Here is a 13,509-nt window from a genome sequence, read left to right as displayed (position 1 = left end):
CAGATTGGAGAAAGCCACCCCAGGGATAAATCTGGGGCTGGTTTAGTAGTTTGTAGGGTGCCCCACCGGCAGTTTACAGATTATCAATTATGCAGTTTCGTGCTGTTTGCGCCATGCGGGATGCCACAGCAATTCGGCAGTCGATCGCTTCTCGACCATTTCAGGAGTAATCATACAGTTAGCCACATCCTTGCGAGAAGGCAACTCGTACATCACATCCAGCATTAACTCTTCTAAAATGCTGCGAAGAGCTCTGGCGCCAGTTTTGCGGCGGTAGGCCTCTTGGGCGATCGCCCGTAGCGCTTCCGGCTGGAATTCCAATTCCACGCTGTCCATCTTCAACAGCTTTTGATACTGCTTCACCAGCGCATTCCGGGGCTCGGTCAATATCTGCATCAAAGCTGCCTCATCCAGCGGCGAAATCACCGTCACCACCGGAATCCGCCCGACAAACTCAGGAATCAAACCAAACTTGACTAAATCGTCCGGCTGTACCTGCTGCAAAATATCAGCCGCCCGCTTGTCTTTCGCCGGCAAAGTCGAGTTGCTGTCGCTTTCCGTTGGCTGAATAAAGCCCAAGGATTTTTTACCCAAACGCTGTTCAACTATTTTTTCCAAACCGACAAAAGCACCGCCACAAATAAATAGAATTTTGCTAGTGTCAACTTGAATAAAATCTTGGTAAGGATGTTTGCGGCCGCCTTGCGGGGGAACATTAACCACTGTTCCTTCCAACATTTTTAGCAGCGCTTGCTGCACTCCTTCTCCCGATACATCCCTAGTGATCGAAGTGTTTTCGCTTTTGCGAGCAATCTTGTCAATTTCATCAATATAAATAATGCCGCGCTGCGCCGCTTCGACATCAAAATCTGACATTTGCAACAGCCGCAGCAAGATATTTTCTACATCGTCGCCGACATATCCAGCTTCAGTCAGTGTCGTTGCATCGGCTACCGCAAACGGCACTTCGAGCATTTGCGCCAAACTTTGCGCTAACAAAGTTTTGCCACAACCTGTCGGCCCGACTAGGAGGATGTTGGATTTTTGCAGTTCTACATCGCTGTCAGGAGAAGACTTGTCGCTATCTTTAGCTTGGTCAACGCTCAAGCGCTTGTAGTGGTTATAAACTGCTACAGAAAGGACTTTTTTTGCTGAATGCTGGCCGATGACGTGGTTGTCTAAATGCTGCTTAATCTCTGTTGGTTTCGGAATTTGAGCTAAAACAATTTTCGATTTGTTCGATCGACCCGGACGCCGTGTTCCTTGTCCCTGAGACTCTCGCACCTCTGATTGGGGAATCTGTTGACCAATTGTTTTACTGGAGTCAAAGAACTCCTCCTCTAAAATTTCATTGCACAGTTCCACGCATTCATCGCAAATGTAGACGCCGGGCCCAGCTATTAACTTGCGGACGTACTCTTGCGACTTGCCGCAAAACGAGCATCTGAGATGGGAGTCATATTTTGACATATTTGCCTCTTACTTTACGGTTGCGGTTGCTTGTTTCTACTGGGGAAGTTGCCGCGGGAGCGACCTTAGCTTTGCCCTAGAAGGGTTTCCCGATCGGACACCCAAGCCAGTCAAGCTTCGCGATCTCTATTTCTAAGTTAACACTTTTGAGGCTTCAGTCATTAGTCCTGAGTCATTCGAGCCAATTTGAATTTTTAATTTTCACTTGAAAGTAAAGCCGCACGGGCTTACCATTTTTTGTATTCCAAAAATTTTCCCGACATAATTATTTTCACTCGATCGCCTTTTGGGTCTGCTTCTTTCTCGACATCCAAAGTAAAGTCGATCGCGCTCATAATCCCGTCACCAAATTTTTCGTGTATCACTGCTTTGAGCGGCATCCCGTAAACCTGCATAATTTCATAGAAGCGATAAATCAAAGGGTCAACTGGAACGGAGGCATCCAAAGAACCTTTTAACGGAGGTTCACAGAGAACCGCAGCCGTCTCGCTATCTAGTCCCAAAGCCGAGACAATTTTCTCGGCTTCATCTTCTGATGCGGTAGCTTGACGGTAAATAACTGCGGCAATCCAAACTTCGTCGCGCCCCAAAACTTTTTCCAAATCTGCAAAACTAATTCCCTTAGCTTTTTTAGCCGCCAAAAGCTTTTCTGTAATTCCTGAAATTGCCATTAAATATTCTCCCCTTCAGTTCTGTGTCAGATGTGAAATATTTCTCACATTTTGGTAATTTTGTCAATACTAACTTGAGAAAAAAAGTCGAATTGATAGCTCGCAACTTCAGCAAAAGTAGGTCTCCTTAACCCCCGCAACTCATAGAATTTGAGATTTGAGATGTTAGATTAGCAATGACTGATGACTACTAGGGTTGAGAGCGAGTCAACAGTTGCATTTTTTTTTCCAACTGGTCTTACAACTGGTAAATCATAAAATAACTCATAACGGCCCTGTGGCAATGGTACAGTTGGCAGTATATGTAATAAAAGTTACACACGCAAAGGTCTTCGGCATTCGGCAAACGGCTGAATTTTGATCGTGCTAGCCTGAAGCTCAATCATCGCTCACGCAGCCAAAGCCCCTTTACCACTCAAAACCGGCAACTGACAAAAGTATGGAGATTCAGACCAGAGATTACACGATCCAGTACGATCGCGCTACGCAAACAGTCACCTGTAGCGGCTCGTTCCGACTCAGCCAGGTGGAAGAGTACGCACCGATCGTCGATCTGCTCAACGAAGTGGCTGACTCCTGCCCAAATACGGTGACTCTAGACTTGCGAAAGCTAGAATTTTTAAATAGCTCTGGAATTAATATTGTCTCAAAATTTGTGATCAAAGTGCGCCAGCAAAAAAATATTCAAATCGCCATCAAAGGTTCTAAACAGATCCCCTGGCAGCTCAAATCCCTGAAGAACTTGCAGCGGCTGATGCCTTCCTTGCACTTAGAATTCGAATAGCAACGAAAAAGGTAAAGATAAATCCCCGGCTAAGTCGGGGAACCAGGATGAGGGTGGCTGAAGTTAATCGGAATAAGTCATAGTTAAACTAGCACAAAACCCTAAAAAACTTCACAACCGACTAAAAATTACCAATTTTCAATTGCTATGCAGGAAGAACCCTCGACAGAACAGCTACTTTTCGACGTTCAGCGGCTGAGTGCGGAACTTGAAAACTTGAAGCGCGAAAAGGTTGACCTAGAAATTTTGCTGGAGACTACCACCGAACATTCAGATACGATGGAAGCTCACTTGCTGAGCAAAGCTCAGTTGGCCCTGCGTTCAAGCGAAGAGCAGTTTCGGGCGATCGCCTCGGCAACTCCCGTGCCGATATTAGTTTCTCGCCTCTGTGACGGCTTAATTCTGTATGCGAACGCTCAATTGGCTTCTCTCCTGAACATACCCCTAGAAAAATTGATCGGCTGCAGCACTCCAGACTTTTACTTCAACCCCGCCGATCGCCCCAAGGTACTTGAGGCACTTGCTCAAGAGGGATACCTCCAAAACTACGAAATCCACTGCAAAAAATCAGACGGCATTGCTTTCTGGGCGATGATCTCAGTTCAGTCGCTGGTGTTTAACGGGCAGCAGACGGCTTTGTGCGTCTTGTACGACCTCACCCAGCGCAAGGAAGCAGAACAAACCCTCCAAGAGAGCGAAAAGCGTCTCCGCCGCCAGAGTTTGGCTTTGTTGCAGCTAGGTCGCCAGAGGACTCTCAATAGCGGTGCCCTGAATGTGGGAATTCGCGAAATTACTGAGGCTGCAGCCCGGACTTTGGATGTGGAAAAAGTCAGCGTCTGGCTTTACAACCATGGAGGATTTGGAACTCGCTACCCCACAGATCCCCAGCTAAATTTTACCGAGAGAGTGCTCGCCCAAAACCAAACAGAGGCACTCGGTACAGAGGCTGCTACCCCAGAGCAACACGAGGGGGTGAATCATTCTAAGTTTAAAATCCCCAACCTCAAATTAGTTTGTCTCGACTTGTACGATCGCAGCCAAGAGAATCATTTGAGCCGGGAGTCCATATCGGCAAGCGATTTAAATTTATCAAGTTTAGATGTTGAAGGCGACACACCGGGCGAAAATTTGCGATCGGACACTGCTTTAGAACCTACGACCAAGACTCAAAACTCTCTACAAACAAATTTGTCCCATTCATCTTCGCTAGCCGAACATTCCGCTGTGCTGCCAAATGCCAGCAAGCCGAATTCATCCATATTAAATGTAGCAATTAGGCTCGGCGGCCAGATCGTGGGCATCCTCTCTCTCGAACATATCGGCGCACCCCGCCAGTGGGCTCTGGAGGAGCGCACCTTCGCTGATTCTTTGGCAAATTTGGTAGCGCTGGCGATCGAAGGATTTGAGCGCCAGCGGGCTCAGGAAGCACTCTCCAAAGCCAAAGCGCAGCTAGAAATGACCGTCGATCAGCGCACCGCTCAACTCACCGCTGCCAATAAACTGCTCCGCATCGAAATTGCCGAGCGCAAAAGAGCCGAAATAGCCTTGCAAGAAGCCTTACACAAAGCTGAAGCAGCTTCGAGAGCTAAAAGCACTTTTTTAGCCAATATGAGCCACGAGTTGCGGACGCCACTCAACGCGATTATCGGTTACAGCGAAATGCTACAAGAAGAAGCACGGGAATCGGGACTCGAAGAGATCATTCCCGATACCCAAAAAATTTATAACGCCGGCAAACACTTGCTGACTTTAATTAACGATATTCTAGACCTTTCTAAGATAGAAGCCGGTCGGATGGAGCTTTATTTAGAGAAATTTGATCTGAGTAATTTAATAGAAGAAGTCGTTGCAACTTTGCACCCTTTGGTCGAAAAAAATCACAATCAATTGCAAGTTTCTTGCTCTGAAAATTTGGGAGTGATGTATGCAGATTTGACTAAAGTTCGGCAAATTCTGTTCAATTTGCTCTCGAATGCCCTGAAGTTTACCGAAGGTGGAACGGTGCTGTTGAGCGCGACTCGCGAACCAGCAGGCGACAGCGATTGGGTTTATTTGCAGGTATCTGATACCGGGATTGGAATGTCGGCCGAACAGCAGCAGGGTTTGTTTCAACCTTTTATTCAAGGGGACGCTTCGACTACTCGCAAGTACGGTGGCACCGGTTTAGGATTGGCAATTAGCCGCTTGTTTTGCCAGATGATGGGCGGCGATATCACTGTGGAGAGTGAATTGGGTGTTGGCTCTACTTTTACTGTTCATTTAAAGACAAAAGTTGATATTAGTTAGAAGCAAGTTGGGCAACTAGGAAGGTAGCGGATTTAAGGGATTTAACGGGTGGGGGTTTTTCCAGGAATTGTGTACCGGATTTAACGGATTCAACCCATAGCAAAAGATGGAATAATTTCCCCATAACCAATTTTCCCCTTCCCCATTACCCATTACCAATTACCCATTCCCTTTTTAATTGTGACACCGATCGCGCTCAACCTCTGTTGTCGATCACACAGTAGCATTTTTTTTCAGCCTAGAATACCTATATTATTCCAAGATTGTCCTGCAGGCACGATCGGGCGCCTCGCTGCATTCACAAGTCCCACCTCAACCTAATTAAGGCGGTGGGGGGTTGCTTCCAGAAAGGCAATTTGGTAAAAGTAATGCTATGGTCGCGAAGCAGTAGAAGGCAAAATTTAACAGGAAATCAGGAAGTTTCAAAAGTCTCTGGACGCAGAAACACAATTCTGCTTTTTGCCTTCATACTGCTTCTACGGGCGAGATAGCATTGCTGCTGAAAGCAATGCACAATTTCTCAGAATCAAAGGAGTGCATCTACATGATTAAACCTTGCAGTCAACCGCTAAAAATAAACCCTTTTACTTGTTATCGCGATCCGGCTACAGGCAGGTGGACTACTGTAGTTACAAGTGTTCCAAACACTTGTGAAACAGATTCTAGTTTAAAAGCAGAAGCCGAAGGCGAAAACGAAGGTAAAGCAGAAACTATCCTTTCTGCTTCGCCTGCTGTCTCGGTGTCGAAAAAAGTTCTTTCTTTCTCCCTGCCTCAGTTTAAACACCGTGCCAAAAAATCTGCTGTTAGTGTCAGCAGATAGCTATCCTAGGGGTCTAATCTAGTTTCCACGGTTAGTCCCCGGCGCTCGTTAAACCAAATAAAACAAACTTATTCATCGCCTCAACTGCCAACAAGTGATATACTGGCAGCAAACTTTCTCCTTCAATATCCGTGAAGTATTTGCTCGATCGCTGCCTCCACTTTGTATGGACAGACCGACCAATTCGCCAGCAGGGAACAGTCATCATTGCTATCCCCATTATTTTTCTGTTTGCTTCGCTGCTAGCAATTGCACGCCTCCGGGAGATTACCCTACAGATAAGAGAGCGAGCAGATACTAATAGGGCAATACTTCAGGAAACTAACCGCTTGTTAACCCTCGTGGTGGATGCGGAAACGGGCATTCGAGGTTACGGGTTGACGAAGCGTCGCGCATTTCTCTCACCCTACTTAGAAGCCCAGAAGAGTTTGCCTTCCCTACTGGCTGAACTCAAGGTGATGGTTCAACAAAACAAACTGCAAGCTCAGCGATTTGAAGATATAAAAAAAAGTACCGAACAGCATATAAATTTCTTGCAAAACACTTGGAATAAGCTCGACAGTTCGGCAACAAGCGTGCAGTCGCCGGAAATAATTGAGGTGTTCACTCAAGGCAAACTGAGGAGAGATAACCTGCGCGCACAAATTAATGTGTTTGCTAATGTCGGCGAAGCCTACCAGAAAGATCTAGATCAGCAAAGACGAGGTTTGATAGATTTCACTAATTTTGTGCAAGTTGCTGGTTTGCTTTTCGGCTGTTTGGGTGCGGGGGCTTCCTGGTATTTATTGGATAGTTTAGAGAAGGAATTGAGGAAGCGGGAAGCGGGCTTGGAAGAAACTAAAAGTCGCATTCAAGCTGTGGTAGACAATGCGGCTGACGGGATTATTACTTTGGACGAGCGGGGAAATATTGAGTCTTTTAATAGGGCAGCAGAAAACATTTTTGGCGAGAAAGCCGATCGAATAATTGGCTCTAACCTGCGGCGACTGATAGCTCAACCGCAGCCGTACAGCAGCGTGGGGGATTATTCGGTCGAATATTTTGTGTTACATCCAGATACTACGCTGAAGACTTACCAGCAAGAAACAGTTGGAATTCGCCACGACGGAACTAAGTTTCCGATGGAATTAGCTATCAGCGAAATGCGTCTGGCAAATCAACACTTGTTTATTGCAATTTGCCGCGATGCCAGAGGACGGAAACAAGCCGAGGAAACTCTGCGGAAGCAAGCGCAAATGCTGGATTTGGCAAACGATACGATCGCGGTACTAGACTTGGACGGGGCAATTTCTTATTGGAATTCGGGCGCAAAGTGGCTCTACGGCTGGCGGAAGTCGAAAGCAATAGGAAAAAATATTCACCAGCTTTTAAAAACAGAATGGAGCCAACCTTTTGAGGTAATTCAAAAAATATTTTTCGAGCAGGGTTCTTGGCAAGGAGAACTGGTGCGAACCAAGAAAGATGGCACAAAAATAACGGTGGCAAGCCGGTGGACTTTGCAGTACGACGATCAAGATCAACCAGTTGCTATTTTGGAAATTAGCAATGATATTAGCGATCGCAAACGCTCAGAAATTGCTTTAGCCCAAAGCGCGCAGCGGTTTCGCGCTACTTTTGAGCAGGCGGCAGTCGGCATGGCCCAAGCAAGTGTAGAAGGCAAATTTCTGTTAGTCAATCAAAAACTTTGCGATATTTTGGGCTACAGCCGCCAAGAATTGGCGGAGAAAAGATTTCAGGATATTACTTGGCCTGGAGATTTGGCAAGCGAACGGGAACTTTTGCGCCAATTGTTAGCAGCAGAAATTGAAAATTTCTCTCTGGAAAAACGCTACATCCGCAAAGACGGAGAGTTAGTGTGGGCAAACTTAACGGTTTCGCTGTTGCGAGAACAAGATGGCAGTCAATTTCTGATGGCTGTGATAGAAGATATTAGGGAACGCAAACAAGCTGAGGAATCGCTGCGGTTGCGCGCTCAAGAATTGAGGTTAACGGCGCAAAATCTGGCTCAAACGACGAATAGTTTAAGAAAGCGGAATCAAGAATTAGACCAGTTTGCTTATGTAGTTTCTCACGATTTGAAAGCGCCACTCAGGGCGATCGCCAATCTCAGCAGTTGGATAGAAGAAGACCTCAGCGAGTCGATGACAGAGGATACTCTGCACCAAATGAACCTGCTGCGCGGCCGAGTTCACAGGATGGAAGGTTTGATTGAGGGACTGCTGCAATATTCGCGCGTCGGACGGATTCAAGTGCCTTCAGAAATGGTAAAAGTTGAGAAATTATTAGCAGAAATTATTGATTCGTTGGCGCCGCCGTCTGAATTTGAGGTGAAAGTTGAACCGGGAATGCCAGCTTTTGTGACCGAAAAATTGCCGCTACAGCAGGTTTTTTCTAATTTAATTAGCAACGCAATTAAGCACAACCGAGCTGAATCCGGTTACGTAAAAATCTCGGTTAAAGAGTTAGATGATTTTTACGAGTTTTCTGTAGAGGATGACGGGCCGGGGATTGCTCCTCAATATCACGATAAAGTTTTTGTGATTTTTCAGACCTTGGAAGCTCGCGATAAAGTTGAAAATACTGGGATTGGTTTGTCGCTTGTGAAAAAAATTGTCGAAGGTCAAGGAGGCAGTATTTCCCTGGAATCTGCCGAAGGTGAGGGAGCAACTTTTCGGTTTACTTGGCCGAAGCAACCTATTAGCCAAGACGGCCAATAAAACTACTCACGGCGAGCCAAAGAGTAAATGTAGGGTACACCCGGACTACCGAGAACCCGATAGCGACTGTTTAAACTGGATCGCAACGGATTTCGATGATAAATCCATCAGGATCGTAAAAGTAAATGCCGCGTCCTGTAGCGCGAGTGACGGGGCCGCTATCGATCGCAATTTGATTTGACTTTAGCACTTCCAGAGCGCGATCGAACAAAGCCGGCTCGATGTCGAAGGCTAAGTGGTTGGCGCGGGTAAAAGCTTTCTCCGGGTCTGGGTTTGGCGGTTCCAAGTCTGGCTGCCAAAATAAGTCAATAACAGTGCCGTCAGGGGTAACGAAATTCGCGACTTTACCAGCGGCTACCATTTCTGTTAAAGTTGCGGGAATTTCTGCACCTGTTAGTTCGTGGAGGCCGAGAATTGTACCGTAGAAGTGCCGGGAAGCTTTCATGTCGCGCACGTTTAAAGCGATATGGTGAACGCGGCGCAAATTCCCCGGCGCGAGGACAATTTTGACGTTGTTTTCGGTAGTTTGCATGATTGTCAATTGCGAATGTTCAAATTGAATGCAGTTTGATTTATTCAGAGGGTGTCCTGTAAAATAAGCATTTTAAGTTGGTAGTGAGGAGTGCAGTCCTCCAATTTCTAGGATAACTGAAGTCCTCACTACCAACACTTTTATTCGAGTTGTGCGATCGCACATACTATCCCTTAGTATTATTATTCTTTAGGAAAGGATGCCATGCCTACAAATAACATGACTATACCGCCTGCAAGAATTGCGAAAGCAAGTACACCTACAACTAAATCTAATCCCGATGTATTTTCCATGAAATTAAACTGTTCTCCAATTAAATACAATCATCGGTATTTGTTCATGGTTGAGTGCTTGCACACAATGGGGAAGATCAGAAGAAAAAAATTAGCTCTCAATTTATTAGAAAAAAAGCCTATTAATTTCTTCCGTCTTCCCTAAACATCCATCCGTTAAATCAGTTACATCCTCTACACAGCTTAGTTGCCGAACTTCTTATTTTGCTAATTCTCGCTCAATAGCAGCGATTAGTTCTGGCGAATCGGGGCCAACACTGCTGCGGAATCTGGCCACCACTTCACCCTGTTTGCTAACTAAGAATTTCTCAAAATTCCACGAAACCTCACCCTTGGGATCGACTGCACTCGTAAGCTTAGCGTATAGCGGGTGCTGCTGAGTACCTTTAGCGCGTACTTTGTCAAATAATTCAAAGGTGACGCCGTATTTTGTAGTACAGAAATTGACGATTTCTGGATTACTTCCGGGTTCTTGACCTCCGAAGTCGTTGCAGGGAAATCCTAAAACACGGAGTCCAGCCGCGCTGTACTTCTGGCTCAATTCTTCGAGCCCTTTGTATTGAGGTGTATAGCCACATTTCGAGGCTACATTAACTATCAAGAGTACCTTGCCAGCGTACTCTCCTAGCTGCTTGTCTTCGCCTGCGATCGTTTTTACTTTAATGTCGGAGATTGTGCTGGGCATTTTCAAATACTTTTAAATTTGACCACCACAATTTTACCGCAAGTCGTTACAATTTTGTCGAGAGGTCGATCGCTAAAAATTAAAATATCCCGGTCGGGGCGGGTTTACGGATATCGGGCTTATATTAGAGATATTGGTGAACCCGCCTCTAGCAAAATCACGGTTAATTTACGGAACACGATCTTAGTAGATGGCGGTGAACTTTCCCCACAGCATCTATCGCCACAGTCAGCTATTAGATTTAAGTTTCTCGCTAATAGCTAAAATCTACACCGAAAAGGACGAATATTTTAACTCTCTGAGTGGTGTTCCGTCATCCATTTTTGGTAAGTATCCTCAAGTTGCTTGTCTTCGAGAACGAGTTCTAGGCGAACTTTGACGCAACCGTGACGGGGCTGAGAGGCGATCGAATTTAAGATTTTGCTAGCTTTCTGCACAGAGGTAAATTCCGCCTTAACTGTCGGTTCATGGCGATCGCTCTTAATCTCGGTCAAATCTATACCGGTGATGTTTCCCTCACCTAAATCTATTTCTGCCAACACCTTCGGATCGTCGCCGACTTGTTCGACAATCAGCTTTTCCCACTGGATGGGTACTTGTACCATCCGAGTTTCAATTTCTTTACGCACTATCACTTCGCCGACTTTGCGCTTGCTGCGATTGATCACCAATCGTTCTTCTAGCAGGCGAATTACTTCTTGATCGACAATATCCAAGTTTTCCTCATCCCGATCTGTCTCCCAATTTGCATCTGTGCGATCGGCATCTGTTAGATTTGACATAACTGTTGAGGGATTTGTTAACTCACTATTGCTAAATTCACTATCCGGTTCAGAGGCATTTTCTAAATACGGATGCGAGCCGTTGGCAGACACTACCGGCAGCATATCGACTTGAGCCGAATTAATAGTTACAAACAGCGACTTTTGGTGATAATCTACTTTTTTGAGCAGCTTAATACTTAATAAAAAAGTGCGGGGATTTTCGCTACCTAGCCCGGCTACCACAAAGTTTAACTGACCTTTAGCATCAAAATAGACATCTTTAACTTTGCCTACCAAGTGACCTTTGTTGTCTTTGACGGTAAAACTTTTTAGCTTAGTTCTGACTTTTTCAGGCACCCGGTTGAGACGGGTTATTGATTGGGCAGTTGCTATCTTTTCTGCTGATGCTTGACCGTTCATTTTTTAAACTTTCCTGCTTAGGGATTTTTATTATGAAGTGGTAAGGGGAAATTGGTAAAGGCGGGGAAAGTGCATCAACTTTGCCAAAACTAGACAAGTTTTGTACCCCCCCCGCCGCTCACATAGGAATTGTGCCATGTTACCAATCCAATCAAACCTGCGCGGTGACTGAATTATGCCATTAAGGCGCCATTCCTATGCAATATCTGTTGCGGTTGGTTTAGATCTTGTTATTTTTATTATCTACAACCGCAGTTCCATCAGTCTTAACGTCTAATTCTTCACGACGCAAGGTTTCTTCGCCCTCAACCGTGGTGCGAACAACTTCTTTTCTGACGTTGACTTCTTCGCGCACGAAAGCTTCCTTGTGGATGTCGGCAGTTTCTTCGTAGACTTCCATGCGTGCAACTTCCCCTGATTGGAAGTCAGCCTCACCGACTGAAACTACTCGACCCGCTTCTACCGGGGTTACTCGATCGATTACGACTCGTTCTTTTTCAATGGGTACTGAAGCTCGCGCTGTTTCAGTTTCCACGCGCTTGCCAACTGCTACTTCGCCTGTTTTTGCGCGGTGTTTGTTGGCAATCAAGCGTTCTTCATAAAGCTTGAGATTTTGGTGCTGCTGTTCGTTGGTGTCGTAGAGGGGGCGGTCCATATCGTAGCTGTAGCTGCTGCGATCGTAGCTAGCAGGAGTTGCAGTGGCAGCGGCAGTTCCTTGATTGCGGTAGACGCCTCTTACCTGTTCTTCGCGATCGTAATCTATTGATTCTAATTCATTGTAAGCCGGCAATTGTTCTGCTTGAGCTTTGTTGCGAAGACCTGTGGCGTGGACGCGACGGGCTCCGTAGTCGAAGCGAGCCGAGCCGATTGGCAACAATACTTTTTTGCCAAAAATCCAAATACCGGTGTCAATTACCAGATAGCGGAAACGACCAGTGTCATCAACCAAAGCGTCATAAACCGTGCCTACTTTTTCATCAGAGTCGCCAGCATAAACATCAAATCCCTTGATGTCATCTCCAGCAAAGATTTCTTCCTGATAGTTAGGATAAAAATCTGCTAATTTTTGAAGTGCCATGTGTTTTTTCCTCTTTGCTCTACTTAAATTAATAGTAGAAATTAATTCGCTAACTTCCCTCTCCCTAAAGTCAGAAGTGTATAATTTAGGTTGTTTAATACTATAGGAATACTACGGCATCTCTGCTTGTGTGCTAGCGCGCTCAGCTATTTTAAAGATTGTAAAACTCTACAATCGTCAATCTGATAACAAGTATTAAAACTCAAAGCCATCCGTAGGAACACGGCATTGCTGTGTCCTACTCCCTCTGCGGCAGACTCCTTTGTGGTGTGCCTACTGTTAATAATTGTTAACTAGCTGGTGACAAATCAACATTACATAGTATAGTGATGGGCAACAATTAAAGCCCCTCATCTTGCAGAAGAGGAGCTTCGGGAAAGTTAGAAATTTTCAGTTCAGAGTTGATTGAATTGAGTTCTGATAGCTTCTATCCGACTGCGGTTAACTCCCAAATCCGACTGTCCCAGACGGGAAGCCGATCGCACATGGATGACTTTTGCTGCATCATCTACCAAAAATTCAACGTCATCAACAAACCCCATCAAAGCACTGGTGAACTCGGCATAGAGGTAATTATCACTTGCCGTGATAATTTTAGTTTTTCCATAGGACTCGATTACCCCTTTTAGCTTTACCATCGCTTCACTCTGGGACGAAGTGTAGGTCAAAGGCTCAATTTTGTGTTCGGCATCTTGACTGAAGCTGCTGACGCAGTTGGGGGAACTCGGGCACGCTGCGAGTTTTCCTGACTGAATCCCGATATTGGCAGGTCTTGTTCCAGCAAACATTGTTTTTTCTCCGGGTATAGCGATAAAAGTAGCGATCGACAGTACCGCTACTGCTAGCAGTGATATTAAAATAACTAGGACTCTTTTCAACGCTGTCGGCGATTTTGTTTCAACTGTTTGCAAAGGATTAGCCCTCCAGAAAGTGCAAGTTGCATATAATACCAAATCCGGCTTAAATACCCCCTTTATTTCTTAGTCTGC

The 13,509-nt window shown here is 45.6% G+C and carries 11 protein-coding genes; 4 read left to right on the top strand and 7 right to left on the bottom strand.

Annotated features, from left to right (window positions below; all coding sequences use genetic code 11):
- Nucleotides 1-87: 87 nt before the first annotated feature.
- Together clpX and cynS are read right to left on the bottom strand one after the other, a co-directional pair.
- Entirely contained in the window at nt 88-1,470 is a 1,383-nt protein-coding gene (gene clpX / locus QUB77_RS09020; RefSeq protein WP_006631585.1) for an ATP-dependent protease ATP-binding subunit ClpX, read from the bottom strand.
- A 227-nt stretch (nt 1,471-1,697) separates the two neighbouring features.
- On the bottom strand, nt 1,698-2,141 hold the full coding sequence (gene cynS, locus QUB77_RS09015; RefSeq protein WP_333171523.1) for a cyanase: 444 nt from the start codon (nt 2,139-2,141) through the stop codon (nt 1,698-1,700).
- A gap of 439 nt (nt 2,142-2,580) precedes the next feature.
- Between cynS and QUB77_RS09010 the strand changes: the two genes are divergently transcribed.
- The 4 genes from QUB77_RS09010 to QUB77_RS08995 all read left to right on the top strand — a co-directional run bounded on the left by QUB77_RS09010 (nt 2,581) and on the right by QUB77_RS08995 (nt 8,748).
- Nucleotides 2,581-2,925, top strand: a complete 345-nt coding sequence (locus QUB77_RS09010; protein WP_333171521.1) for a slr1659 superfamily regulator — start codon at nt 2,581-2,583, stop codon at nt 2,923-2,925.
- 147 nt (nt 2,926-3,072) lie between these two features.
- Nucleotides 3,073-5,211: an ATP-binding protein gene (locus QUB77_RS09005; protein ID WP_333171519.1), complete on the top strand. Its 2,139-nt coding sequence runs from the start codon at nt 3,073-3,075 to the stop codon at nt 5,209-5,211.
- Nucleotides 5,212-5,719: 508 nt separating this feature from the next.
- Entirely contained in the window at nt 5,720-6,031 is a 312-nt protein-coding gene (locus tag QUB77_RS09000; RefSeq protein WP_333171517.1) for a hypothetical protein, read from the top strand.
- A gap of 131 nt (nt 6,032-6,162) precedes the next feature.
- Nucleotides 6,163-8,748, top strand: a complete 2,586-nt coding sequence (locus QUB77_RS08995) for a PAS domain S-box protein (protein WP_333322940.1) — start codon at nt 6,163-6,165, stop codon at nt 8,746-8,748.
- Nucleotides 8,749-8,818: 70 nt separating this feature from the next.
- Here QUB77_RS08995 and QUB77_RS08990 read toward each other — a convergent pair whose 3' ends face one another.
- The 5 genes from QUB77_RS08990 to QUB77_RS08970 form a co-directional block, all read right to left on the bottom strand.
- Nucleotides 8,819-9,280 carry a VOC family protein gene (locus QUB77_RS08990; protein ID WP_333171513.1) on the bottom strand — a complete coding sequence of 154 codons (462 nt, stop codon included), beginning with the start codon at nt 9,278-9,280 and terminating at the stop codon, nt 8,819-8,821.
- A gap of 492 nt (nt 9,281-9,772) precedes the next feature.
- Nucleotides 9,773-10,258, bottom strand: coding sequence for a glutathione peroxidase (locus QUB77_RS08985; protein WP_333171511.1), 486 nt, complete (start codon nt 10,256-10,258; stop codon nt 9,773-9,775).
- 290 nt (nt 10,259-10,548) lie between these two features.
- Nucleotides 10,549-11,442: a DUF2382 domain-containing protein gene (locus tag QUB77_RS08980; protein WP_333171509.1), complete on the bottom strand. Its 894-nt coding sequence runs from the start codon at nt 11,440-11,442 to the stop codon at nt 10,549-10,551.
- A gap of 220 nt (nt 11,443-11,662) precedes the next feature.
- Nucleotides 11,663-12,520 carry a DUF2382 domain-containing protein gene (locus QUB77_RS08975; RefSeq protein ID WP_333171507.1) on the bottom strand — a complete coding sequence of 286 codons (858 nt, stop codon included), beginning with the start codon at nt 12,518-12,520 and terminating at the stop codon, nt 11,663-11,665.
- A 395-nt stretch (nt 12,521-12,915) separates the two neighbouring features.
- Entirely contained in the window at nt 12,916-13,431 is a 516-nt protein-coding gene (locus QUB77_RS08970) for a DUF1499 domain-containing protein (protein ID WP_333171505.1), read from the bottom strand.
- Between the last annotated feature and the right edge of the window lie 78 nt (nt 13,432-13,509).

Source organism: Microcoleus sp. AT9b-C3 (assembly GCF_036705485.1).
Taxonomy (GTDB): Bacteria; Cyanobacteriota; Cyanobacteriia; order Cyanobacteriales; family Microcoleaceae; genus Microcoleus.
This window is presented reverse-complemented; position numbering and strand designations above follow the sequence as displayed.